Source organism: Pseudovibrio sp. Alg231-02, assembly GCF_900143565.1.
GTDB lineage: Bacteria > Pseudomonadota > Alphaproteobacteria > Rhizobiales > Stappiaceae > Pseudovibrio.
The window spans coordinates 463,501-489,484 of the sequence record NZ_FREX01000002.1; the positions used below are offsets into that span (position 1 = coordinate 463,501).

Below are 25,984 nucleotides of genomic sequence, written 5' to 3' on the forward strand. Positions count from 1 at the left end.
TATAACAGATTCTACGGCTAATAATTGGTTTACATTGATTTGGATAGTCCCTATTAGCACAAGTGATAGGAGTATCCCTTCCCATCCACTTCCTCGGGTACTCTCCACCCCCATTTGTAGTGTTTTCCAATGACTATGCCCAGAAGAACTTCCTCATTAGGGAAAGCCAGTAACCTATTCTGGATTGCAACAGGCGTGAGTGGTTTGTTTGCAGCGTTTAATTTCGCAAACGCTTTCTTTCTTGCGTACTTTCCGCTTTTTTTGGAGGATATTAGCTTTACACCTGTGCAGATCGCATTGGTGATTGCCTTGCCAAATATCGTCCGCATCTTTGCAACTCCGTTGATGACGAGCATTTCGGATCGTGCAGGGCGCAGGCGTCATTCCATGGCGCTGTTCAGTGTTATTGCGCTGATCTCCTTTTGGGTTCTGATCTACTCCAGTGACTATTGGACTGTCATTGGACTGGTTGTTTTCCTCTCCATTTTTTACACGCCTATTCAGCCGCTGCAGGATGCATATGCCTATGAAACTGTGAGCACTCTTGGCCTGAATTACGGGCCGATGCGATCATGGGGATCGATTGCGTTTGTGGTCGCGACGCTGATTGGTGGTTGGTATCTGACATTTGGTGAGCCTGCTGAACTGCTTTTCCTGACTGTGGGTAGTCTGGGTTTGCTGGCGCTGCTTGCTGTGCTGCTGCCGGGCATGCCTTCAGAAAGTCGAAGCTCAAGCAAAGAAAGTGTTTGGGCCGCCGAAGAATTGCGCGATCCGCAGTTCCTGCTTGTGGTTTTGTCTGGTGGTTTGCTGCTGGGTAGCTTCTCTGCGCTTTATGCGTTCGCCAGCATCTTCTGGCTGTCTGTGGGTATTAGCGATGCGATGGTTGGCGGATTGTGGGCGATCGGTACTCTGGCAGAAATTGGGATTTTTGTTTGGGGCTCCTTCTTCATGCGTCACCTGGGAGCCTGGGGGTTGATGGTCACCGGCGGTGTTGCGAGTATCATCCGCTGGATGCTGTTCCCCTATGCAACAGAAACGTGGTCCGCTGTTTTGCTGCAGCTGTTGCATGCCGGTAGCTTTGGCATGGTGTTTCTGGGCATGGTTGCCTACACGTCCAAACTGGTATCAAGCAAACGCCTTGGCACGGCTCAGGGGCTGACACAAACAGCTTTTGGTGTGGTGATGGGCGTGAGCGGTATTGCCAGCGGCTGGCTCTATGCGATTGAACAAGCCTATGCCTTCTATCTGATGGCGGGGATCTGCTGTGTCGGTGTGCTGACGCTTATGCTGGTGACCAAACGCGTTTAAAAAACAAGGCGGCCTCGATTTGAGAGCCGCCTTTTTTATGCTTGTGATTAGCCCCAAAGTTGCGGGGACGGCGGGTGCATCAGGCTGCCTTCAAACTGGATTGCGTGCTCGCGATCCTTAGCAAGCAGCAGTGGTCCGTCCAGATCAACAAACTCTGCGTTTTGCGCCAGCAGCATGGCAGGGGCCATGGCGAGAGATGTGGCGAGCATGCAGCCAACCATAATGACATAGTCCATCTCTTCTGCTTTGCGCAGCAGCTTCAGCCCTTCAGTGAGACCGCCGGTTTTATCGATCTTGATGTTGATGGCTGAGTAGCGATTGCGCAGGCTTTCCAGATCTGCAGAGGTGTGGAGGCTTTCATCTGCACAAATCGGGATGAGGTGCTCTACTTCCGCCAGAATACCATCTTTGCCCGCTGGCAAAGGTTGTTCCACCAGCCCAACACCTGCCTGCTGACAAGCTTTGATGTTGGCTTCCAGATTATCTTCTGACCAGCCTTCGTTGGCATCTACAATGAGCTTGCTGTTTGGGGCTGCCTGTCTGACGGCAGCGATGCGTTCAACATCGCCATCGCCTGCCAGTTTGACTTTGAGGAGAGGGCGGCTGGCCGCTTTTGCAGCGTCTGTCGCCATCTTCTCCGGTGTACCGACGGAGATGGTGTAGGCGGTTTCCAGAATGCGCTGGGACTTGATGCCCACCAGTTCAGCTACAGTGGAGCTCTGGCGTTTGGCCGTCAGGTCCCAAAGGGCGCAGTCCACCGCGTTGCGGGCTGCACCTGCGGGCATAAGGCTTTGCAGCTCTTCGATGGAAATACCGGCTTCAATAGCTCCACGCACCGCTTCGATTTGAGCGGTGACGCTCTCGACGCTTTCGCCGTAACGCGGGTAAGGAACACACTCACCGCGGCCTGTGTGACCGTCCTGTGTGAGTGTGGCGGTGAGGACGTTTACTTCCGTGCGTGAACCGCGGGCAATGGTAAAGCTTCCCGCAATTGGGAATGTTTCAGCTTCAATAGACAGGCGACAGGTCAAACCAGTTTAAACTCCGCGCAAATATGATCAATGATTGGATCGGTCCCAAAGCGGACAGGATCAGTTGCGGGCAGTTTATGCGCTTCCCCCAGCTCTTCAATCAAGCTTTTTGCATGATTTTCAGAAAGCATCATGGTGTTGATGGCTAAGCCGACACAGCGGATGTCCAGATTGGTAAGGCTGCCCAGTTGTATTGTCAGGTCAATGACGTCTTGAATGGATGGAATGGGTGCTGACACACCGCGCATGGTGGAGCGGGTTGGCTCATGGCAGACTACAAAAGCGTCTGGTTGTGAGCCATGGAGCAGGCCGAGCGAAACCCCGGCGAAAGACGGGTGATGCAGGGCTCCCTGACCTTCAATCACATCCCAGTGGTTGTCTTTGGTGGCCGGGCTGATGTGTTCTGCCGCACCTGAGATGAAGTCCGAGACGACAGAGTCGATGGCAACTCCGCGTTCGGCAATGAGGATGCCTGTCTGGCCGGTTGCACAAAAGTCAGAGCTGATGTTGCGGTCAGCCAGTCCTTTTTGCAGAGCGAGTGCGCTGTATTTCTTGCCAACGGAGCAGTCGGTGCCAACGGTCAGCAAACGCTTGCCGGAGCGCTTTTCGCCTTTGCCAGTTGGGAACGTGAGGTCCGTAAAGCGCAGGTCGTGAAGCTTGCGCTTGTTCTTAGCTGCAGCCTTGGCAATGGCTGGGATGCTTGCCAGCTCGATATGCAGGCCTGCTGCGATGTCGAGGCCATGGTTGAGAGCGTCGACAATGGTTGCAATCCAGTGATCTGGCAGGACGCCACCGGCATTTACGCAGCCGATGACCATAGTCTTTGCACCTGCCTCGGTGGCATCAGCAAGACTCATTTCTGACAGGGTCGTGTGGGCTTTGCAGCCCGGGAGTGTAATTTGGCCAAGGCACCACTCTGGTCGCCAATCAAGTACGCCATGGGCAGTTTTTGCTGCCAGCTCGTCTTTTACGTCCCCAAGAAATAATAGATATGGCTTAGAAATAGACATAATTTTTTCCGTTGTACTTGTGGCTGAATGAGGATTACTAGACGACACACTACAGAAACCTGTATAGGATCAATAGGATTTTTGGATTATAGGGCGCAGGGTCCCGTGATGAAGCTGACTGATAAAATGGATGCGCCAGACCTGGTAACTGCTGAAGACGGGGCGTTACTTTTGCTTACGGCTTCCGGTGCCTGGGGTATCCGGCAGGGATCTACTTGCGAAAAACTCATCAATCAAGCCGCGTCCAGACTGCGCCATTCCGTAATTCGCGTGGATTTAAAGGCGGTTAGTTTTCTCGATACGGCTGGTGCCTGGTTGCTGCAACGGTTCCAAATGGAGCAAGCCGAACAGGGGCGAGAGGTTAAGTTCATCTATGAGGATGAACGTTTTGACATCCTGCTGAAGGAAGTTGACCGGCAAGACGTCGACAATCCCACCGAAGAACACTCTGGTAACTCTTTCGTCAATTATTTGGAAGCCGTGGGCGAGGCGACACGCCAGCTGGGCCGTGATACGCGCGATATTCTGGCCATGCTGGGTGGCCTGACCGCGACAATCACCGCCGCTGCGACGCATCCAAGCCGGTTGAGGCCTATTTCCATCGGCGTTCAGTTTCAGCGCTCCTGCATGGGGGCGGTTCCGATTGTGTGCCTGATGAGCTTTCTGATTGGCGGAATTATCGCGCAGCAGGGCGGGTTTTATCTGAAGCAGTTTGGCGCTGAGATCTTTGTGGTGGATCTCTCCGGCATTCTGGTTCTGCGCGAGATTGGCGTTATTCTGACAGCCATTATGGTGGCTGGACGATCCGGTTCTGCTTACACGGCAGAGCTTGGGTCCATGAAGATGCAGGAAGAGATTGATGCGCTTCAGGTGACCGGTCTGCGGGTGACCGAAGTGCTGATCTTGCCGCGTTTGGTAGCGCTGATGATTGCGCTTCCGATCCTCGTGTTTCTGGCGAACATCGCGGCGTTGTTCGGGGCGGGGCTGACCTGTTGGTGGTATCTTGGCATTGTGCCTCATTCCTTCATTGCACAACTGCAGGCGGCTGTTACTGTTGACACATTGATGGTTGGTATTGTCAAAGCGCCGTTTATGGCCCTGATCATCGGGCTTATCGCGTGTATGGAAGGTATGAAAGTTGAGGGCTCTTCAGAGTCCCTTGGACGTCATACGACTGTTTCTGTTGTGAAAGCTATATTTATGGTCATCGTGGTGGATGGAGTTTTTGCTGTGTTCTTCGCGTCTATCGGGTTTTAACCAGTATGGGACAAGGACAATCGGGACCGGTGAACGGATTGGGCTCAGGTCATCGCGCGGCTGATGATCGGGAGATTTTGCTTCGGGTGCGCGATGTTACGGTCGGCTTTGGAAGCAAACTGGTTCTTGAGAACCTGAACATGGACGTTTACCGCGGTGAAGTGCTTGGCTTTGTTGGTGCGTCTGGTATGGGCAAATCCGTGCTCATGCGTGCTGTGCTGGGGTTGACGCCGCGACGGTCCGGTTCCATTGAGGTGTTCGGGCAGGATTTTGACGAAGCAACAGATGCCATGCGCCGTGAGATTGAGCAGCGCTGGGGGGTGCTGTTTCAGCAGGGAGCGTTGTTCTCCTCTCTCACTGTGAAGCAGAATATTCAGGTGCCGATGCGTGAGCACCTGAAGCTGTCGCCGCGATTGCGGGATGAGCTGGCTTTGCTGAAGATTGAGATGGTCGGCCTGCCATTGGATGCGGCTGATAAGCTGCCCTCCGAGCTTTCTGGCGGCATGATAAAAAGGGCTGCTCTGGCCCGGTCCTTGTCGCTGGACCCTGACTTATTGTTCCTGGATGAGCCCACTTCCGGTCTTGATCCGATCGGAGCGGCTGATTTTGATGATCTTATTGTAAAACTGAAAGAAACTCTGGGGCTTACGGTTTACATGGTGACCCATGATCTGGATAGTCTGCATAGTATTTGTGATCGTATTGCCGTTTTGGGCGAACGCAGGGTTCTGGTTGAAGGAACCATTGAGGAAATGATGCAGGTGGAGCACCCTTGGGTTAAGTCCTATTTCCGTGGGGCACGTGCCCTCAAACGGGTGTGAGGAGGATGCATGGAAACCCGCGCAAATAATATCGCTATTGGTGCATTCGTTCTAACTGTTGTTGGCATCGCCTTCCTGTTTACGTTCTGGCTGCTGAGTGCGGGTGACCGCTCAAGCCGGCGTGATATCAAAATCATTTTCCCCGGTGCTGTGACGGGTCTGCCGATTGGCGGTCAGGTGCTGTTTAACGGCATCAAGATCGGTGATGTGAGTGCACTGACGTACGATCCTGAAAACCCTAAGCTTGTTGTTGCGATTGTGCGCGTTGATGCCAATGCTCCGTTGCGCCGTGACACCGTTGCATCTCTTGGGTTTACCGGGCTGACGGGCGTGGCTTATGTGGATCTGTCTGGGGGGTCCTCTGACAGTCCGGCGTTGTTCTCCAAAGCAGCTGATACTGTTCCGGTTATGTATGCGCGCAGGTCTCAGTTTGAGGATTTGCTGGAAGGTGCCAAAGACATCATGCGTAAGGCGGATTCCACGCTGGCGCATATTGATGAGCTGGTGATGACTGCGCGGCCTGAAGTGGAAAAGACCATAAAGAACGTAGAGGTCTTTACCCAAGCGCTGGCAAACAATGCCAAGGGCGTTGATGATTTTCTTGCTGGTGTAACTGAGACAAGTAAAGCGCTGACGGGGCTCTCGGGCCGGATTGGCAAACTGGTTGATCGTGGTGAAGACCTGCTGGCGAATGTCCCCCCGGACAAACTGGGTGAGATCGTCACCAATGTTGAGGTCATGACCAAGAAACTGTCTGCCTCAGCAGACGGTGTTGGTGATATCATTGCCAACGGTAAGCTGGCCTCTGATCAGCTGGTGAACTTTACGACAGAGCTTTCCGATGAACTTGATCAGATTGAAGCTGTGATTGGAGCCGTCAAGCCTGAGGAAGTTGAGCGCATTTTGAAGGGTGCGTCTGATCTTGGTGGTGTGCTGACTGAGCGTCGCGGCGATATCAACACCATGCTTTCCTCTGCTTCTGTTGTTGCTGAAAACGCGCGGCAGCTGACTGTTGAACTGACCAAGAATAAAGACGCCATCGACCGTATTGTGAAGAATGCTGAGACGGCCTCCAACGAGATTGTGCTGACCACGAAGAATGCAAACCGTATCCTGAGTATGGTGAAGTCCGAACAGGTCGGTAATATCGTGACCTCGGTTGAGACGGTGACCAAAACGCTTTCTGACAAAAATCAGGTGATTGCAAAAGTTATTGATGATGCAGGTGCTGCCACAGCGAATATTCGTGAAGTAAGCAATACCATTGCTGGTCGCAATAAGGAGATCGACAGTGTGATCGTTTCTGCCCGTGAAGTTGGAACGAACCTGAGCGCTGCCTCCGATCAGCTGAGCGAAACCATGGACAATGCGAACTCTCTGATCTCCAACACCAACGGTATTGTGGAAGCCATCGACCCTGCGAAAGTCTCCAATATTGTTGCTTCGGCTGACAAGGTGGCGACTACTCTTGCTGAGAAGACGCCTGATCTTGCTAAAGCAATTGATGAAATCCAGAATGCTGCAAAGTCCGTCAATGACATGACCATGGAACTGAAGAAGAAGGTGCCGGACGTCGACAAAGTGATTGATCAGGCGAAGAGCATTGCAACCAATCTGAATGCCGCCTCCGTTCGTGTGAACACGATTTTGGAAAAAGTAGACGGTATGGTTTCAGCTGATGGGCAGGGCTTTATCAAGGAAGCGACTGAGGCTGCGGCCTCCATCCGCAAGGTTGCAGATGCGTTTGCCTTGCGGGCGGAGCCAATCTCTGCTGCCCTGTTGAAACTGAGTCAGCAAGGCGGACAGGACTTTACTGCAGCAATGCAACAGTTAAACCAGACACTTATTGAAATTCGGCGTGCTGTGAGCAATTTTGACCGTAACCCAAATCGTGTGATTTTCGGCGGATCGGACACACCTGTCTTTAATGGTGCGCAGCGGCGTTGAGTTTTTTGAAATGTTTGACAAAAATGTAGATAAGCGACTCGAAAACGTGCGAGTGGCTAATGGCAGTAGGCTGGAGCTCGGCGTGTTCGGTTCGACACTTAAAAAAATCGTTGTTGGTGCCGTTCTGCTGGGTGGTCTTGCAGGGTGTGGGGCAAGTGGCCCTGAAGCTTTGTATGGCTTGACCGCACCGCGCGATGTTCCCGTCAAAGTCCGTGCTTCTGATTATCAAATGCTTGTGGCGACACCTGTTGCTCTTCAGGCGTTGGATACGAGCAATATCGCAGTGACACAGGGCGGCGGCCCAATTTACTCCTACTTTCCGAAGGTGGCATGGACAGACACGCTGCCACGAGTGTTTCAGGCGAAGCTTGTTGAGACACTGGAGAACACCGGCAAGCTGCGTGGTGTTTCGCAACCGGGGCAGGGGTTGTTGATCGACTACCAGTTGCAAACCACTTTGCGGGCTTTTGAGCTGCAGGTGGACGGTGGTGACAAAGCCTATGTGGAAGTGGCTGCACGTATCGTGGATGACCGGGATGGCCGCTCCATCGGCATGCGCGTGTTCGCGGCGAGTGTGCCAACAACTGGTGATACGGTCACTGATGCAATTCCGGCACTTAATGCTGCCTCAGACAATGTGCTCGCCCAGATCACCAGCTGGTCTATCAATACTGTCGGTCGCATTCCTCGCGCAAAGGCCGCTGCCAAACGCGCCGCACTGAACAGCCAGCAGGATGCAGGCAAACGACAGGTCGCTGCTGTTGCACCAGCTGCGATTGAGGTTGCAGGGACGGTGAAGTAAGGCGGGTTCAAATCCGGTGTTTATCGACGCGCTTCAAGCAGTTCAATTTCGACGAATGCGCATTCGAAGTTGTTGGCGTTGATGACATCGTGCTCTACGCCAATCTCTTTGAAGTATGGAACACCGTTTTGCATAGCGGCTTCCATTGTTTCCCCATTGCCTAAATTGATTTCCAGAGCGCCATCAAAGAGCGGGACAACGATGTAGTCGTAGGCGTGGCGATGCCAGCCCGTGTTATCTCCACGTTGTTTGAACCGCCATTCGGTGACTTTTACGCGGTCATTCTCGATCAGAACTGTCGGTTTTGCGGAGCCCGTTGATGAGCACATGACACTCTCCTTTGTTGTGCATGTGCTCATGGTAGGGATGGGTTGGAAAAGAACATAGGACCAGCGCTTGGTGAGCTGGGTGTCAGCTCAGTTTAGGCCGGGCTTTTCTCTTTCTTGGTTCGCCCTGACAATACATATTGCAGAACAAGGTCATCTCGGCGCTTTGCCAGTTCCTGCATGGATGTGTTTTCCAATGAGGTCTTCACACCGTCTTCGAGTGTATCCACCACCTCTGGTGTGATCCTTGGGGTGCCAAGATCGTCCCACCAGCTTTGGAAAGGACCACCGAGGTGATCACAGAACGAACGGATGCCGCCTTCACCGCCGCCCAGATGCAAGAGTGTGTTTGGACCCATAGCGGCCCAACGGAGGCCGGGGCCGTAAGTAACGGCTTTGTCTATATCCTCGACGCTGGCGACACCTTCCATCGCCAGGTGAATGGTCTCGCGCCAGATTGCAGCCTGCAGCCGGTTTGCAATGTGCCCGGGAACTTCTTTGTTGAGGCGTACGCAGACTTTACCGATGCTCTCATAGAAGTCTTTTGCTGATTGGAGTACGCCTGCATCCGTTTTCTCATTGTCCATCAACTCTACCAATGGGATGAGGTGTGGTGGATTGAACGGGTGAGCCAGAATGAAGCGACTTGGATTGTTAAATCCTGCCTGCATCTCCGAGAGTTTCAAGCCGGAGGTTGAGCTGCCAATGATGACTTCTGGTTTCAGGTGTGGTTCGATCTGCTGGTAGAGCCCGTGTTTGATCTCTAGCCGCTCAGGCACGCTCTCCTGAATGAAGTCGGCATCTGAAACTGCTGCCACAGGGTCGTTTGTAAACCGTAATTTTGAAGTGTCACCGGCATGTTGCCATCCAAGTGCAGCAAGCGTTTCTGCGGTTTTTTTTACCAGAGCGGTCACCCGATCTTCTGTCTCCGGTGAGGGATCATAAACAGTGACCTGCCGACCTGTAGCTGCAAACAGCGCTGTCCAACTCATGCCGATTGTTCCGGCCCCGAGAATTGCGATGTTTGGGTAGTTCATGTCAACATTCCTTGGGTTGCCCGATGAGAAGGAGCTGCTCAGTTCGATGCGGAGGTGTGCCCGATATACTGGTGCAGGTAAGGAGAACTACTATGATGTTGATTTCTAGGTCAATTTAGCAATTTGTACCAAGGCGTATGTATCGTGCTCTGGAAAACAGAGATGCTTGTTCAGGCTACTCACATCTGGCCTTAGTCTGCCAGTGCTGATCTTGCCGCTTGGCGTATGGCTGTTGTGAGGGGAGCTATTGTGTGGGCTGTTGCCCGGCTTGTATGCCAGAAGAGTTTTGTTTCGAATGGCGTGTCCGGGATCAGCTCAACCAGTTTCCCTTGCTGAATGAGTGGATCGACCAGAATGCTCGGGTTCATGCCCCAACCGATGTGATTGACTGTGGCGTCGATAAACGCCTGAGGGCTTGGGAGCCAATGGGTGTTTGGGAAAATGCTCTCTCCAAAGACTGCGCGCAACCATTCTGTCTGTAGCGTATCTTTGATGTTGTAGGTGAGCGCAGGTGCGAGCTTCAGTGCATCAAGGGTGACGCCTTTCGGAAACCATCGTTTGACGAATGCTGGGCTTGCTGTTGCCCGGTAACGCAGAGCGCCCAAAGGAAAGCAATCACATCCGCGTATGGGGGTAGGTTCCGCGCTGACAGCGGCCTGAACTTCCCCGCGTCGCAACCAGTTTGCGCTGTGGTCTTGATCGTCAATCTTCAGGTCGAACAGAAAACCATCCACCTGTGCGAGTGCATCTATGAACCACGTGGCAAGGCTGTCTGCGTTGACTGCTATCTGGAGGCTGGTCAGGTTGCTGGCCTCGCTCGAAAAGCCAATTTCCTCTTTGACCTGTTTCTCCAGCAAAGCAACTTCGTTAGCGTGTCGAAGCAGCACTTCTCCCTGAGTGGTGGCGACACATGGTGTACCTCGTATTATGAGGACGCAACCAAGCTTCTCTTCAAGGGCCTTCAGGCGCTGAGATACTGCGGATTGCGTGATGCCGAGGTGTTGTGCGGCTCTCTCAAATGTACCAGTGGTGAGGATTGATGCGAATGCGGCCAGTTGTGCTCGGTCAAAATCCATTAGAATCTCTAATGTAGAAGAAGGTATTTGAATTTCACTAATGGTGAAGGGCGAGGTAGTCAAGTTGGCAATGAGTTCTCAGTTCCCCTCTTAGGAAACCCAATGTCAGTCTTATCAGTTGCCTTTTCCGGCTTTTCTCTTGGCCTTAGTTTGATCTTCGCAATTGGCTCGCAAAACGCTTTTGTGCTGAGGCAGGGCTTGCGAGGAGAGCATGTTTTCCTGACCTGCATCACATGTGCTGTTAGTGATGCCTTTCTGATTACGGTTGGAATATCCAGTCTCGCGGCAATATCCGCAACAATCCCCGAGTTGGAGCCATTTTTACGGTATGGCGGGGCTGGTTTTCTGGCTCTCTACGGTGCTCGCAGTGCTTTGTCCGCAATCAGAGGAGGGGCGGCTCTCAGTCCGGATGAGGGCAAAACGGCAGGGATTGTCGGTACACTTATTGTGGTGTTGTCGCTTACGTTTTTGAACCCACATGTCTATCTGGATACGGTGCTGCTTGTCGGGTCTGTTGCCAGTCGCCATGAAGGAGCTGAGTACATTTTTGGCATAGGTGCTGTCGTGGCGTCCTTCGTGTTCTTCTTCTCCCTGGGATATGGCGCCCGTTTGCTTCGGCCAATATTTGCAAATCCCACCTCCTGGCGAGTTCTTGATGGCGTCATCGCTGTTGTCATGTGGGCCATTGCGTTTGCTCTGGTGAGCTGATTGCCGCAACCGCTTCTGACGAGTTCATAGGGCATCTGATCGCTAACAGGTCTCATTCTCTCGTTTGTACAGGGAGGCTCGTGTCAGAGGCATCCCGGAGAAGCTTTTTGTTTTTCGGGTTGCGACGGTCTGGAATATTTGTGCGGAACCGCGTTCAAATGCCAGTGAGACGCCTGCCAGATACAGCGCCCACATTCTGAAGGTTTCTTCTCCCACCAGAGCGATCGCCTCCTCCTTGCGTGACATAAGCCGTGTTGCCCAGTGGGACGTGGTGTAAGCGTAATGTTCCCGCCAGCCTTCCACATCGTGCACTTCAAAGCCTGTGGCTTCGAGGTTGCGGAGGCTCATGCCGATGTGGTCGAGCTCTCCACCGGGAAATATGTAGCGGATCAGTGCTTTGTATTCGGCGGGCTTCTTCCTGAACTTCTTCTCTGTGCGCTTGCCCGGCCTTGTTATGGCATGGTGCAGGTAGATCCCGCGTGGCTCCAGCAGACGCTTTACAGCTTGGAAGTATCCTTCGTGATTGGCAAGGCCGACATGCTCAAACATACCGATGGACGAGATTTTCGTGAAAGTGCCAGAGAGCTTGGAGAAGTCCTGCAGTTCGATTGAGACACGGTCTTCCAAGCCTCGTTCCGCAATGGTTTTGCGGCCCAGCAGGACTTGTTGCTCAGAGAGTGTCACGCCTTTGGCGGTGACGCCGTAGTGTTCTGCTGCATGGCAAATGAGAGCGCCCCAACCACACCCGATGTCCAACAGGCGGTCTCCCGGTTCCAACTGCAATTTCCGGCAGATCATATCCAGCTTGTCGCGCTGTGCCTGATCCAGTGTGTTTTCGGCCTTCGTGAAATAGGCGCAGGTGTAGAGCATTTGCTCATCAAGGAATAACGCGTAGAACTCATTCGAGACATCATAGTGGTGGGCGATGTTGCGTTTGTTTGAGGTCTCGCTGCCGTCGCGGGCACCTTCTCCTTTTACATCTGAGCTAGCACGCCGCTTTGAGGGAGCGAACAGAAAGGGCAGGACTGCTTTTGCGAGTAGGAGGCGGTTCAGGTTTTTGGCGAGCTTGCTTGCTTTTCCGGGTGGGCGCAATTCTGCCATCTCAAAGAGGTTTACCCCTTCGATATCGACCCGCTTTTGTACCCATGCATCAACGAGTGTCTCAATCCTGGGGCGTCGCAAAAGGGCTGAGATCACGCCGGGATCATTGATTGCAATAATTGCTTGAGGCGGATTGGCAGGAACATGCGTGCCATCCCACAACCGGAACCCGAACTTCAGCTGCATTGTTGAGTGGATGTGTTCCAATGCGCTTTTTAAGGAATTTCGCCGCCACGTTGCCTGCATCGCTCTTATCCGCCTTTGCTCTTGTGAAGCACACCCTATCGCTTCCTCTGAGGATCAAACATCCCCGAGTTGTAGGATGCGATTGAGAGAGTTTTAGGGTCGGAGACCATAGGATCTGAGAGGTTTGAGGGGCGGGAGACAAGGGCAGCGAGTACGGAGACCGGTGTTATTGTGTCGGCCCAACAAAAAAGGCTCCTGAAAATCTCAGGAGCCTTTTTTGGGTTTGATTGTTTGTCGCGCTTAGTCGAAGCGGCCACTTGCGTGAGCAAGCATGGTGTAGACCTTGCCGGTATCAGAGGTCAGGTAGGTCTGACCGAGCTGATTGTCGCTGTCGCTTCTGGAGACCTGAGACAGGAGTTGTTCGAAGTCCTGAATGTAACGCTCAACTGCGCTGCGGAATTCAGGATCGCGACCGTACTTCTGGCGGATCTCGTCGAAGGTCTGCTGACCTTGCAGGGTGTACAGGCGACGGGTGAAGACATCACGTTCGCCGCGCTTGTAGCGCTCCCACAGATCCACAAAGGTTTCATGATCAACTGCACGAGCAATGTCCATACTCAGGGAGTTGAGGGATTCAACCATGTGCTGCGGGGTGCGTGCGTTTGCTGTGTCACGCGGATGTCCGCCCATTGTGTCTTCATCGTCTGAAGCGCGGCGGAGCAGGTCGCTGATCCAGCCTTTGGATGTGCCGTTTCCCTGCGGTGCAGCCGCTGGTGTTGGCTGAGGACGCTTTGCGCGTGGAGCTGGTGCTTCCATGCGGCGAGGGGACGGGGCCATACGGGCAGGCTTTGCGCCGGTGGCTGCAACTTGCTGCAGTGTTGGTGCTTCAGCTGCTGCGTACTGGCTGGTCGCTGCCACGGCTGCCGGAGCTGCATTGACTGCGCGGGCTGGTTCTGCTGGCGTAGACACATCGAACTGAGAGGACTGGCGGGACACGATTGTGGAGAGTTCTTCCAGTGCCTTCACCTGTTCGCTCACGATGCGACGCAGTGCAGAGGTAGATGCTTCTGCTTCATCTGGCAGAGCCAGAATACCTGCATTCAATTCAGAGCGGGTTGCTTCCAGCTCATGGTGTACTGAACGGGCAACTTCACGCATGCGGGATGTTGCATCAGTAAAGCGCTCGGATGCCTCAGTGACGGTGGACTTCATGTCATGAAGGATATCATCGTGGGCAGCTTTAACTGCGTCACGTGCCTTCTGACCTTCCATACCAGCGGTCATGCGCATGCTTTCGAACTGCTCAGTCACAGACTTGGTCGCAGCTTCTGCAGCAGCACGGAGCATGCCGGAAACTTCGCGGGCCTTGTCGTCAGCAACTTCTAGCGTGTCACCAAGGGTGTTGGTGTAGTTCGCCATGAGCACTTCAACATCAGAGGTTTTCTTGATCAGCGTGTCTGCAACCATTTCGATTGCCATGCGGCGGTCTGTGAAGCGACTGTCAACATGGGTGTTGGTTGCTTCCAGATCCGCGATGGCCTGACCGAGAAGCTGGTTCTGGTCTTCCATGCGGCCCGCGATCTTCGCAGCGTCTGCAAGCACAGTATGTGTTGTGTTGCGGAGCTGGCCGACCTGGTTCTCGATGGTTGCGTTTGCTGCTTCAGTCTCGGTAACAGCACGGTCGATCGCGGTTCTGAACTCACCTGCACGGTTTGCGAGGTTGGTTTCAACTTCAGACAGGTTCTCACTTGCGGATGCAAGGATCTGACGAAGGCTTCCGTTGGATGCGTTGAGGCGTGTCAGGATTTCAGAGACATCTGTTTCCAGACGCTCTTTGGTGCCTGTCATCACGTTCACAGCCATCCGGGTGCGATCTTCGATGGTGTTGCCGATGCCGTCGATCGTCTGTGTCAGAGCATCGGTTGCGACTGCACCCTGACGGGTGACGGTCTCTGCAACTTCCTGACCCTTTGTGGAGACTGCGTTGAGCAGGACGTTCATGTCGGCCTGCATACGCTCGCGGCTGTCGTCCAGACGGGTTGTTGCGATGTTGCTGCGCTCATCGATTGCAGTCACGATCTTGTCGCCTGCTTCAACCAAATCGCGTGTTGCCTGCAGACCGTTCTGTGCAAAGCGGTCAGAGACTTCACGGCCCTTCACGGCCACTGCATCCAGAATTGCGTTCTGGACTTCGTTGACGCGTGTGGTGAGGTCATGAGCGCGGTTTTCGATGGCAGTGATCAACTCGCTGCCGTCCTTGCCGATGATCTCTGAAAGCTCAGCAGAGCGGCTGCCGAAGGCATCGTTGAGGTTCTCGGCTTTAACCAGCAGCTCGTCTGCCACGGACTTGACGCGGGTGGACAGAGTGCCTGCTGCTTCTTCGATGGTGGTGAAGACGCGAGCACGAACTTCGTCGGTTTCGCCAGCCAGAAGCTTGCGGACGTCTTCTGCAGATTCTGCGAGGATCGTCTTGGAGCGCTCGCTTTCTGCGGAGAGGCGGCCAGTTACCAGCTCGATGGTCTGGGACAGATCACCACGAACCTTGTCGCTTTCGCCGGTGAGGGCGCCAGACATTTCTGCCAGAGTTGCGGTGTACATGGCGCGGGCGTTTTCGCTTTCCACGGCCAGAGCGTTAGCTGCCTGAGCCACAGTGCTGAGGACGCGCTGTGCGACTTCGTCACCTTCCTTGGTGAGCGTACCGCGGACGGTTGCCATGGCATCGGAAACAGCTGCTGCTGCTTTCTCGCCTTCGCCTTCCAGAGAGTTACGGGCTTCGCCGATGGAGTTGGAAACGATTTCCTGCAGACGCTCGCCTTCTTTGCTCAGTGTGCCGGAAAGCTGCTCTACGCTGCTGACAACCTTCTCGGTTGTGAGGTCACGTTCCTGAGCAAGACGATCGGATGCCTGACCAACGACTTCGAGGATAAGGTCGCGAACACGGGTGCTTTCGGAGCCAAGGGAAGAGGTTGCCTCTGCCATTGCGCTTGTAAGCGTGGTTGCTGCCTTCTCGCTCTCGTCTCCCATGGTGGAGGAGATTGCTTCGAGGCGATCGTTGAGGATCGTTTCGAGAGCTTTGGAGCGGGTGTCGAGTGTTTCTGCAACTTCGAACACTTTGGAGCCAAGAGAAACGTTGATCTCTGCGACCTGCTCGGACAGAGCGTCGGTGAGGTTCTTGGACTGCTGAACGATGATGCTGCCAGCTTCTTCCAGACGACTGTCGAGCGCTTCGTTGATCTCGGTCTGACCGTCGTGGAATGCCTTGGCAATCTCGCGGGTGCGGCTGACCAGAGTTTCAGAGATCTGCTTGGCGCGTGCGTCCAGAGCCTGATCGATGCGCTCTGTGCCGGTGGACAGAGAGTCTGCAAGGTGTTCTGCACGGTCAGAGATAACAGTTGCAGCTGCTTCGACTTTGTCGCCGACTGCCTGATCGAAGGTGGACAGGCTTGTAGAGATTGTCTCTTCGATAGCTTCGGAACGCTGAGCGAGGATTTCGCCAATCTTCTCTGCACGATTGGAGAGTGAGACGCCAACCTGTTCCACACGCTCGGAGAGATTGACCGCAATGATGTCGGTACGATCTTCGAGGATCCTGGAGATGGATTGGGTTTTCTCTTCCAGAGTGCTTGCGATGATGCCAGTGCCCTGTTCGACCGCGTCTGCCAGCTTGGTGGTGCGGCTTTCGATGGTCTCGGTGAGGGCTGCTGCGCGTGTATCGAAGCTCTGCTCGAAGGTGCTGGTGCGTTCTTCGAGTTTCGCGTCGAGTGTCTCGATGCGGTTGTCGAAGGATTCGCCGATGTTCTGACTGCGCAAATCGAGGGACTGAACAAGATCGGAACCGCTTTCGGTAACAACCTGTTCCAGTTCTGCCAGTTTGCTGGCCAGGCCATCGTTCAAAGCACGGCCACGGATGTCGAGGGTTTCGGTAATGCGATCGCCGATTTCGGTCAGATCAGCTGTTACGCGCTCACCACGAGAGCCGATGAGGTATGCCAGCTGTGTACCGGTGTCAGCCAGTTTGTCAGCCAGTTCCTCAGTGCGCAGGCCAAGTGCGCCGGTGATGTCAGTTGTTGTGCTTTCAAGAGCGGTCTTGAAGGCGGATGTCTGTTTGCTGATGGTGTCAGCAACTTCTGCACCGCGCTCTGCCAGACGCTGATCCAGCTCAGCACCGTTGATGGTGATGCTCTCATAGATCTGAGTGCTGACGTTGCCAAGACGGTCAGCCAGCTCGCCGCCGCTAACTGTGATGGTTGTGCCGAGTGTGTTTGCCGTGTCATCCAGACGGGTCGCAATGTCGCCGCCACGCAGAGACAGATCCGCAATGATGCTTTCACCAGCGCCGCGCAACACTTCGGAAACCTCAGTGGAGCGGTGGGACAGTGTGTCGATGAAGTCGGTGCACTGAACGGCGATTGCTTCGTTGATCTCGCGACCACGGTTTGCAATGCCTTCTGCTGCCTGTTCGCCAGTTGAGCGAAGGGCAGTGTCCAGATTGGTCACACGCTCATCAACAACACCCATCATCTCTTCGGTGCGGCCTGTGATCGTATCGATCAGGCGGCCACTTGTAAGAGACAGGTTGGCGTTGATTTCTTCACCACGGGTAAGGATCTCGTCGGAAAGACGTGTGCTTGCGGAGGTGAAGTGATTGGTGATGCCAGAGATAGAGGTTTCGAGCGTTTCATGCAGCTGCGCGTTTGCACTGCCGAACTGATCGGAAACTGTTGTGACTGTCAGGTTCAGCGTATCTGTCAGCTGAGTATTGGCCGTATTTACGGTCTCGTTCAAGCTGCCAACACCGGTTTCCATAAGCGTTGAGATTTGTGTGCTTGCGGAATTGACGGTTTCGTTGAGGCTGCCGACGCCTGTATCCAGCGTTTCGGAAATGATCATGTTTGCAGTTTTGACCGAGTCGGTCAGGCTGCCCACACCGCTGTCCATGATCGTTGAGATCTGGGAGCTTGCTGCATTGACGGTTTCGCTGAGGCTGCCGACGCCTGTGTCCAGCGTTTCGGAAATGATTGTGTTTGCAGTTTTGACCGAGTCGGTCAGGCTGCCCACACCGCTGTCCATGATCGTTGAGATCTGGGAACCTGCAGCATTGACGGTTTCGCTGAGTGTGACAACGCCGCCTTCCAAAGCCTCGGAGATATGCTCTTTTGCACCAGAAACAGTGGTGCTGAGACTGGAGACGCCATCTTCCAGAGCTTCTGTGATGTTGGCGGTCGCGCCGGATACAGATGCTGTGAAGTTGGATGCGCTGGTGTCCAGTGTTTCTGTCAGCTGTGCGGATACGCCGTAAACACTCTCGTTGAGATTAGCTACGCCGCTTTCCATTGTCTCTGCCATAACAGAGGTTGTGTTGCTAACCGTTTGAGACAGAAGCTCAACACCGCTGTCCAGAGACTGGGAGAGTTCGCCGCTGACGCCATCAACTGTGCGGGTGATGGTATCGATGCCACCCTTCAGGGTCTCGGTCAGGTTGTCGTTTGCTGTGGTGATCTTCTCAGTGACTTCGCTGGAAGCGGTGAGAAGTGTCGTTGTCAGCTCAGAACCTGCTGTTTCGACGCTCTGATTAATGGAAACAACGCCAAGGTTCATTGTTTCTGTCAGGGTGTCGTTCGCACTGTTGATCTGATCGGTAACAGTGGAGGTTGTTGTTGCCAGAGCTTGTGAGAGTTCGGAGCTCGCGCTTGTGACGCTTGTGCTCAACTCTGTAACGCCGTTTGAAAGAACAGCACCAATCTGCGAGCTTGCACCCTCAGCAGCAGAGCTGATGGACTGAACGGAAACATTGAGCGTATCGGTGAGGGACGCATTTGCTTCGGTTAGCTGCTCGGTAACGGTGGATGTGGTGATCACCAGTGTCTGTGCCAGCTCGCCGCTGGTTTGCGAAACGCTGGATGTAAACTCGGACAGACCGTTGGTCAGTGTGGAGTTGAGTTCTGTGTTTGCTGCACTGATCTGGCCAACAACTTCACCGGATGTGGTTACCAGAGTTTGTGTCAGGTCAGAGCTTGCTCCAACAAACTGTGCCGTTACAGAAGAGACGGTCTCTTCGATAGAGGCAGTCAGCTCAGTACCCTGCGCCTGCAGAACGCCTTTCATGGCTTCTGTCTGGTCTGTGATGGTTGCAGACAGTTCTGCGCCAGCAGCGCCGAGTGTTGCGTTCAAAGCGTCGCCGCGTTCTGCCAACAGGTCGCTGATTTCATTGCCGCGAGTGGAAAGACCCTCAACAATTTCAGTTCCGGTGGAGGACAGGGATGCAGTGATTTCATCACTGCGGCTTGCCAGGTTGTCAACGAGCGCCTCTGAGGTTTCAGAAAGACGGGTGTTGAGGTCTGTGCCGCGCTCGGTCAGGTTATCGATGAAGGAGTTTGCAGTAGAGGAGAACTCTTCATTGATAGAAGATCCGCGCTCGTGAAGTGTTTCGGAGAGCTTGGAGCCGGTGTCGGAGAGTGTTTCAACCAGCTCAGAGCCGGTAGAAGTGAGGCGCTCGACATAATCATCGGAGCGAACGGTCAGCGAGGAGACCATTTCGCTACCAGCTTCAGTGAAGCTGTCGGTTGCTTCTGTAACGCGATTTTCGATCTTGCTTGTCATCTGCTCAAGCGTAGCGTCGATCGAACCGGTTAGGCGTTCCCGGGCACGATCAACAGAGGAGGCGAATTCCTCTGATGTGTTCGCGAGCTGTGATGCAAGATTTTCATGGGAGCCGGAGATGGTTTCACGAACCAGCTCTGCGTTTGCCTGAATGGCTTCACGCTGGCTGACAAGTTCTTCCACCAGACGGCGAATTTTCAGTTCGTTGTCATTATAAGAGTTCTCAAGGGAAGAGACTTCCTTATGAATGAGAACTTCCAGCTCGCTGGCACGTGCAATCGCGCGTTCAATGCCGTCGCCCATGGCGGCAGCTTCGCGGCGGATTGCCTGACCAACGTTCAGGATGCTTTCTTTTGCAACATCTTCAGGCTCAGCAAGACGAAGAGCAACTTCCGTCATGCCGCGTGCGACGTTGCGCATTTCCTGTGCTCGCCAGAACAGGAGAGCCATAACCCAGACAAATGCAATTGGAACAACAATAAAGACGGAAATGAGAACCAGCGTCGGGTTTTCAAATACGCCTGAGAAGGAGGATGATTTTTCAAGCTGAGCAGCGAATGAGCCCCAGGACATTGCCAAGCCAAGGCTGGCCCAGACAACGGAGACTGCAAATGCGAACCAGAACGGAGCTGCAGACGGCTTGCGCTGCAGAGCAAACATCAGTGAGCCAATGGACTGGCGGTCATCATTGCTTGCTGTGGGCGGGCGGCCACCACGGCCACGTTTGCGAACCTGTCTCGGAGCTTGATTTTCTTCTACAAGCTGAGCCAGTTTTTTATCAGAGGAAGGAGCTGTTGTTACAGACTCCGTTGCAGGACTAGCAGACATTTGCGGGGGTTCCGCAGTGGTGCTCTCCTGTTCACTGGATAAAATAGACTCTTGTGGAGCGCCAAAATCAGCCTGAAGGGCTTCTTCTACCGCTGACAGAGCCACTTCCGATGGAGCTTTCGCCTTCGGGGTGTTCGCCATTTCTCGCCTCGCGTCCGTACTCTCTACTTGCCGGTCGTCAGCACATTTTTCGCCTTTTGTGCCGGCGCCGTCACCACAAGGTGTCCGTCCTACGCGAAATACATTCCTCCCAAACAAGAACGCATTTCAGACAACAATAGGTTTGGCCCCATGCAATCCAACAGCTCTGAATTGAGAGCACCGTCGAACTTCTAGGGCCAAAAACAGGGAGTTTTCAGAATCAAAGCGGACCGTTAATGTTAACGGTACCTTAAGATTTAGATTTCCCCACCTTGCAGCTACCCTTAACCTAATGGCACAATCCGGTGGACTGTACAACAGAAGTTGCCGGGATTTTTAGGTGCCCTACGATAAGTCACAGGCAGCAATTTTGGGGGGAACTCACTATGGCTAATCGCGAAAATTCTCCAGTCAGTTCTAAAGGTTCCAATCGTCCGAGTCCCACACAACTCAAATGGTTAAGGCGAGGTCTTAACGAAGCAGGTGGAAAGTTACCGCTGTTCGATGAGAGCGGTCGACAAGTGCCAGCTGCAACTGTGCGGGCGTGTATTGCAGCAGGGTGGGCGGAGCCTTGGTTTTCCAACCCGTTGAAGCCGGATTGGCTCGTTTGTAAGCTGACCGATACGGGACGTGCGATGCTGGAGCGTGATGGTAATTCGAAAAATCTTGTTAACCATCTTTAACAGAGCGTCTTGTCAATTTTAACGTGTAATGGCAGTGAGAGCCGGTGACGGGGTCACGAGTCTAGATTTGAATCTGGGCGGTAGGATCTTGTTAACCATGAAATAAAAACCTGTGTTTTCTTTTGGGGACTAGATTCCGTTGCCTATGGGAAATGAGGGGTAGAGTCACTGCAGAGTCTTGGTGGTGGCAGGGTTTGAGTCACTCAAGCGAATCAACTTTCCGAATATCGCGATAACTTTGAGTCACTTGGCTGTGTTTGGAGGCCTAACGTAAACTTGGCTATGGAACTACATAAAACTACAAGTGCTATATGTAGGGATCACTTCTCTTCTGTGACGTTTGATGACCCGGATTTGCAAGGTCAGATCCTGGAGATGTTTGCTCACCAGATAGAAGAGTTCCGTCGGGGATTGTGCGAGACAATGGGAACAGAAGCCCTTCGTGCCTTGCTGCATCGCTTTAAAGGTTCTGCGCGCGGTGTTGGTGCGTTTGCGCTTGGGGAGGCGCTGGAGCAAGCTGAGCAGGAAGCTGCGAGCGGAGTTGTGCCATTGCTGGTGACTGTTGAGACTTGCCTTACGGAGGTGTCTGCGGATCTTTCAAAGCTGCGGAATTTGTAATGCGAGATTGGCTGCGCGGGTTTGACCATAAGGTCTGGCCCAGAAGTTCTTGAATAGCTGGGCGCCTGCATGTATCTGAAGACAACAGAATAAGCCAATCAGGGTCGGGACGACTTTAAATATGCCAAAGATTACTTTCATCACCTCATCAGGTGAAAGCCATGAGGTGGATGCTGCTGCCGGTTCTACCGTTATGGAGAACGCGATTAAGAACATGGTTCCTGGAATTGAAGCAGAATGTGGTGGCGCCTGCGCTTGCGCGACCTGTCACGTGTACGTGGACCCAGCGTGGAATGACAAAACTGGTGAACCAGAGCCTATGGAAGAAGATATGCTCGACTTTGCTCAGGACGTTCGTGACACGTCTCGCCTTTCCTGTCAGATCCGTGTGACTGACGAAATGGATGGTCTTGTGGTTCACATTCCAGAGAGCCAGAGCTAAGCAGCTGCAGAGCTTGAATGAAAAAAGGCTGGTCCGATTGGGCCAGCCTTTTTTGTTGGGTAATGGGATGCTTACTCAGCGCCGACGGCTTGTGGCTGACGGGCCGGGACCCACACAGTTTCCATACCAGGCTCCGGATTGCGCGGAATCATGCGGCTCAGGATTAGGCTGATGGCAGCCATGGATGCGCCTGCGATGAACACCAGTGCAGGGGAGAAAAGCCAGATCGTGCCGAAGACCACCGGAATCACCACAGCTGCGATGTGGTTGATGGTGAAGTCAACAGCGGAGGTTGGTGCAATGTCTGCCGGGTCTGCAATCTTCTGGAAGTAGGTCTTCATTGCAATGGCCATGGCGAAGAAAGCATGATCGATCACGTAAAGAGTGCCAGCCACGTACACGTTGGTGACGAAGGCATAGGACAGGAAGACGATGATCAAACCGACATACTCGCAAGTCAATGCGGTCCGCTCACCAACCCGACCGATGAACGCACCGATCTTTGGAGCGAGGAACATGTTAATTGCGCCATTCAGCAGAAACAGCGCTGCAACTTCGTGCACTTCGTAACCAAAGCGTTCGACCATCAGGAATCCAGCGAAGACTGTAAAGATCTGACGGCGGGCGCCACTCATGAAGGTGAGCGCATAGTAGAGCCAATAGCGTTTGCGCAGGATCAGCTTTTTGTGCTGTTCTACGTGTGCTTTGTACTTTGGGAAGGCAAAGGCTGCAAAGATGGTCAGGGCCATGCCTGCAATGCCTGCCCACAGGAACACTTGCTCATAGGATAGATCAAACGTCTTCCAGCCGATCATGATCGAGCCGTAGATACACAGTGAAACCAGTGACGAGACCGCAATAATTTGTCCGAGCAGTGCCGGGGCGTCTTTCTTGGGTAACCACTGCAGGGATAGAGACTGCTTGAGTGTCTCGTAGTAGTGGAAGCCGAAAGACATGATGAGGGTGGTGGCGTAAAAGCCGATCGCGGATGGGAAGTATCCGGTGATTGCAATGCCGAAGCCCATCAGACCCAAAGAGATCAACGTGAACGTTTGTTCTTTGAAGATCAACAGCATGAAAATGACAGTGAATGCCAGCAGACCGGGGATCTCGCGGATGGACTGCTGAATGCCAATTTCCTGCCCCGTGAAATCGAGCGTGTTGACTGCAAAGTTATTGATGAGGTTCCACCACACAGAAAACGAAAGCTGTGAGGCGACGGTGAGGACCAACAAAAATACAAAGGGTGAGCGCCAGTCGGCTCTGATGTCTTTAATGATATTCAACATGGTGCTTCGTTCTTAGAAATGAGTTTTGCAATTAAGTAAGCGAAAAGTTTGTTTACGTGATAGCACTAGTTTGCCAAAAAATATCTTGAAGTCGCCAAGAGGTGTTTGATGCCTATTCATGCTGATGTTTTTGCAGACCCACATGAGGTGGATCGTCCGCAACCCATTGTTGCTTATGCGGTAGATATGCCCATTGGCGGACAAGGGGAGCCGCACGCACACTCACGCGGACAGCTGGTTCATATCATGCAGGGCTCCACAACGGTGTTTACCGAGGAGGGAACATTTGTTGTGCCACCAGAGCGTGCGGTCTGGGTTCCAGGTGGGATGATGCATCGCACTGTCTATCCGATCAAAACGCAGTTTCGGAGCCTGTATCTGCGAGAGGATTGGTCTGCGCGGCTTTCTGATAGACCTGTTGTGGTGCAGGTGACGCCGCTCTTGCGTGAGTTGATACAGGAGATTATGGCAGCGCCCCGGGACTATGCGCTTGATGGGTCTACTGCGCGGATTGCGCAGGTGATTGTTGACCAGTTGAAGAGCTTGCCAGATGCGCCGCTGCAATTGCCTATGCCAGTCAATCATGCGCTTTTGAAAGAGCTTTGTCAGTCTATCCTGTCATGTCCTGCGCACTTGCCAAGCCTTGCAGATGCTGCGGAGCGAACGCTTATGTCTCAACGCACGTTTGAGCGGCGGTTCTTTGATGAGACGGGTTGGAGCTATCGCAAGTGGTGTGGGCAGGCCAAACTGTTTCGGGCTTTGGAGTTGCTCTCTGCAGGCCGGAGTGTGGGTGATGTGGCTTTCAAACTTGGCTATGAAGGGCCAAGCCCATTCATCTCTCAGTTCCGCAAAGCATTTGGCACGACGCCTGGTAAATACTTCAAGACTGCGTAGCGCTGTTTACTTGCTGGCGCCGCATGCGCGGATGAAGTCGCGAACGTGCTTGGCGCTGCCTTTGAGGCTCACATTGTAGATTGCATAGCCGCCGAGATTGATCTTCAGCTCGTTGTCTCGTGCCATTCGGTTCCAGAGTGAGGAGCCATTACTCAAAGTGAGGAGTGGCAGGGAAACACCGGCCTCCTGATTCAACGAACTGCCGACGCCAACATAACTTTCCTTGAACCGTCTCGTGCTCAAAGAGATCAGGATACTGTCGCCTTCCTTAAGAGCAGGGACGGTTGACTGAAACATGATCTCGATATCACCGCTTCCAGCTAGGCAGCGGGCATAAAAGTCTGTGTCGTCTGTTTCTGGTACGCCATGGACCAGAACAGCACTCTTGTTGCCTGCACCTGTTGGAAGGCCTGACACCCAGACATAAGGACCGTCATAGCCATTCAAGGGAGCTTTCTCCTGAAGGAACTTGTCGGGATTTGGCAGAAGGTCTTGTGTTATGAGGTCTGTGTTTTGCTCGTGGAAAACAAAGTGTTGAGCCGCTCTTCCGTTGCTGTTGAGGGCGCAGGAAAAGTTGAAGGGCACATACATGCCCTGACTTTGGTAGACACCGCGGCCCGCGAGTTTGTCTCCTGTTCGTACCAATACCGGTTTCTGGTTCATCTGCTGATTGGTGAAGGTGCCGAGGCCCAGATAGACAGGCGGCAGTTCTGATAGGGAGTTCTTGGTCGCAATGATCTTACTGCCCAGTGTGGAGCAAGCGCGGCGGGCCTTCCAGAGTGGTTCGGCTACATTGATTACCAGATCATCTTCCGGTGCGATCTGGCTGTTTTTCAATGGCGGTAAGTCTTGTGTCACAACCTGCGTTGGAGGTGCTGCCTGTGGAGATGTGCTATCCCGCTTCAGCTTGTAATAACATGCTTTTCTTGCAGCGGGATCTGGGTCTCCGAAGAAGTCAGTCCGGCAATGAACATCACCTTTCGCGGTCTTTTCATAAAACGCGCCGGGCCTGCCGAAGCGAACTGTTGTCGCGTAAGGCAACTCACAGACTTGAAATTCAAGGGCACATTTACGCCATCCGTCCTTCGTAAATTCAGGAAGTTGCGGAATGGGGGTGATCACACCACCTGAGCTGGCGGACTTGATCTGTTTCTTTAGCGAAGACGAACTGGCACTTACCGTATTTACGGTTTTGCGAGCGTACGGTTTGTTGCCAACATAGAAGATGCCAGAGCACCCCTTATCCGTCCAAAGATGTGATGGGACGACGCCCCAGCTTTCATTGAGTTTGCAGAGCGCTGAGGAGGTCTGGCGCAGCAACTGGACGTAATTGCGGTTGGCGTTCGAGATCTTGCATTTGGTGTAGCCAGCATTCTCAGAAGCACAAACAACCACGTTGGTGCCATCAAGACGATCTGGCGTGTTGGCGATATGGTTTGCTGTTGAAGGCCTGTGCGTCGGGTCGCTGCTATGTATGTTATCGCCCTCAGGTTTTCTGGTGAGGGTGTTGGTCAGGCAATCGATGAATTCCGGGCTGTCCAAAGCTGCATCGGTTTTGTCGAGACAGCTTTCAATTATGAGCGCTGGAATAAGCGAGTTAATGGGCGGAATTGTTGTCGCGTTGGCATTGGCAGCAAGGAACGGTGCAATGAAGGCGATGGTGCCTGCCGATGTCCTTGTAAACAGTTGCCACAAAATAGATTTGCTCACAGCATAGCCTCTCTTAGCCCTTCTGGTGCACTTGTTGCCTAACGCAATCAGCTTGCGCCCAGCTGAAAGCGTGTTGCAGCTTCTACTCCAAAACAGGTGTGAAGCATGCTTTTTGCCAAGCGCGGTTGCTGTCTAGATCTCAATGCTACTTGCAGTCTAGTTGTAAAAT

General features: G+C 53.4%; 19 protein-coding genes. 10 read left to right on the forward strand and 9 right to left on the reverse strand.

Annotated elements, in window-relative coordinates:
- Positions 1-135 precede the first annotated feature (135 nt).
- A complete protein-coding gene (locus DHN43_RS07655) occupies positions 136-1,308 on the forward strand; it encodes an MFS transporter (RefSeq protein WP_244306681.1) in 1,173 nt (390 codons plus the stop codon).
- A gap of 47 nt (positions 1,309-1,355) precedes the next feature.
- On the opposite strand, the gene dgcA is transcribed toward DHN43_RS07655, so the two are convergent.
- Positions 1,356-2,339 (reverse strand): N-acetyl-D-Glu racemase DgcA, encoded by a 984-nt coding sequence (dgcA, locus tag DHN43_RS07660; RefSeq protein ID WP_108818228.1) that lies wholly within the window; start codon positions 2,337-2,339, stop codon positions 1,356-1,358.
- A complete protein-coding gene (dgcN, locus tag DHN43_RS07665) occupies positions 2,336-3,349 on the reverse strand; it encodes an N-acetyltransferase DgcN (RefSeq protein ID WP_108818229.1) in 1,014 nt (337 codons plus the stop codon). The genes dgcA and dgcN overlap by 4 nt, the downstream gene beginning before the upstream one ends.
- Before the next feature lie 108 nt (positions 3,350-3,457).
- On the opposite strand from dgcN, the gene DHN43_RS07670 reads away from it, so the two are divergent.
- From DHN43_RS07670 to DHN43_RS07685, 4 genes are read left to right on the forward strand one after another with little or no spacing between them, the layout of a single operon-like run.
- A complete protein-coding gene (locus DHN43_RS07670) occupies positions 3,458-4,606 on the forward strand; it encodes an MlaE family ABC transporter permease (RefSeq protein ID WP_108818230.1) in 1,149 nt (382 codons plus the stop codon).
- Positions 4,607-4,611: 5 nt separating this feature from the next.
- A complete protein-coding gene (locus DHN43_RS07675; RefSeq protein WP_063303447.1) occupies positions 4,612-5,427 on the forward strand; it encodes an ABC transporter ATP-binding protein in 816 nt (271 codons plus the stop codon).
- Positions 5,428-5,436: 9 nt separating this feature from the next.
- Complete coding sequence (locus DHN43_RS07680) at positions 5,437-7,374, forward strand: MlaD family protein (protein WP_108818231.1); 1,938 nt, start codon at positions 5,437-5,439, stop codon at positions 7,372-7,374.
- 10 nt (positions 7,375-7,384) lie between these two features.
- Positions 7,385-8,176, forward strand: coding sequence for an ABC-type transport auxiliary lipoprotein family protein (locus DHN43_RS07685; RefSeq protein WP_208995029.1), 792 nt, complete (start codon positions 7,385-7,387; stop codon positions 8,174-8,176).
- Positions 8,177-8,196: 20 nt separating this feature from the next.
- Here the strand turns inward: DHN43_RS07685 and DHN43_RS07690 are convergent, their stop codons facing one another.
- The 3 genes from DHN43_RS07690 to DHN43_RS07700 form a co-directional block, all read right to left on the reverse strand.
- On the reverse strand, positions 8,197-8,505 hold the full coding sequence (locus DHN43_RS07690; protein WP_063319403.1) for a cupin domain-containing protein: 309 nt from the start codon (positions 8,503-8,505) through the stop codon (positions 8,197-8,199).
- A gap of 92 nt (positions 8,506-8,597) precedes the next feature.
- On the reverse strand, positions 8,598-9,539 hold the full coding sequence (locus DHN43_RS07695; RefSeq protein WP_108818233.1) for a 3-hydroxyacyl-CoA dehydrogenase family protein: 942 nt from the start codon (positions 9,537-9,539) through the stop codon (positions 8,598-8,600).
- Between the two features lie 191 nt (positions 9,540-9,730).
- Entirely contained in the window at positions 9,731-10,615 is an 885-nt protein-coding gene (locus DHN43_RS07700) for a LysR family transcriptional regulator ArgP (RefSeq protein ID WP_108818234.1), read from the reverse strand.
- A 102-nt stretch (positions 10,616-10,717) separates the two neighbouring features.
- Between DHN43_RS07700 and DHN43_RS07705 the strand changes: the two genes are divergently transcribed.
- Complete coding sequence (locus DHN43_RS07705) at positions 10,718-11,323, forward strand: LysE/ArgO family amino acid transporter (protein WP_108818235.1); 606 nt, start codon at positions 10,718-10,720, stop codon at positions 11,321-11,323.
- 42 nt (positions 11,324-11,365) lie between these two features.
- On the opposite strand, the gene DHN43_RS07710 is transcribed toward DHN43_RS07705, so the two are convergent.
- Both DHN43_RS07710 and DHN43_RS07715 read right to left on the reverse strand, forming a co-directional pair.
- Positions 11,366-12,670 carry an SAM-dependent methyltransferase gene (locus tag DHN43_RS07710; RefSeq protein ID WP_108818236.1) on the reverse strand — a complete coding sequence of 435 codons (1,305 nt, stop codon included), beginning with the start codon at positions 12,668-12,670 and terminating at the stop codon, positions 11,366-11,368.
- Positions 12,671-12,910: 240 nt separating this feature from the next.
- Positions 12,911-20,179: a hypothetical protein gene (locus DHN43_RS07715; RefSeq protein ID WP_108818237.1), complete on the reverse strand. Its 7,269-nt coding sequence runs from the start codon at positions 20,177-20,179 to the stop codon at positions 12,911-12,913.
- A 386-nt stretch (positions 20,180-20,565) separates the two neighbouring features.
- On the opposite strand from DHN43_RS07715, the gene DHN43_RS27280 reads away from it, so the two are divergent.
- The 3 genes from DHN43_RS27280 (at position 20,566) to DHN43_RS07730 (ending at position 21,922) form a co-directional block, all read left to right on the forward strand.
- The gene (locus DHN43_RS27280; RefSeq protein ID WP_063289621.1) at positions 20,566-20,862 is read left to right on the forward strand and encodes a hypothetical protein; all 297 of its coding nucleotides are present in this window, start codon (positions 20,566-20,568) and stop codon (positions 20,860-20,862) included.
- A gap of 333 nt (positions 20,863-21,195) precedes the next feature.
- Entirely contained in the window at positions 21,196-21,480 is a 285-nt protein-coding gene (locus tag DHN43_RS07725; RefSeq protein ID WP_063289620.1) for an Hpt domain-containing protein, read from the forward strand.
- A 121-nt stretch (positions 21,481-21,601) separates the two neighbouring features.
- Entirely contained in the window at positions 21,602-21,922 is a 321-nt protein-coding gene (locus tag DHN43_RS07730; RefSeq protein WP_008547474.1) for a 2Fe-2S iron-sulfur cluster-binding protein, read from the forward strand.
- Between the two features lie 71 nt (positions 21,923-21,993).
- On the opposite strand, the gene DHN43_RS07735 is transcribed toward DHN43_RS07730, so the two are convergent.
- Positions 21,994-23,211, reverse strand: a complete 1,218-nt coding sequence (locus DHN43_RS07735) for an MFS transporter (RefSeq protein ID WP_108818238.1) — start codon at positions 23,209-23,211, stop codon at positions 21,994-21,996.
- 108 nt (positions 23,212-23,319) lie between these two features.
- On the opposite strand from DHN43_RS07735, the gene DHN43_RS07740 reads away from it, so the two are divergent.
- Entirely contained in the window at positions 23,320-24,105 is a 786-nt protein-coding gene (locus DHN43_RS07740; RefSeq protein WP_108818239.1) for an AraC family transcriptional regulator, read from the forward strand.
- 6 nt (positions 24,106-24,111) lie between these two features.
- On the opposite strand, the gene DHN43_RS07745 is transcribed toward DHN43_RS07740, so the two are convergent.
- On the reverse strand, positions 24,112-25,815 hold the full coding sequence (locus DHN43_RS07745; RefSeq protein WP_208995031.1) for a DUF3011 domain-containing protein: 1,704 nt from the start codon (positions 25,813-25,815) through the stop codon (positions 24,112-24,114).
- Between the last annotated feature and the right edge of the window lie 169 nt (positions 25,816-25,984).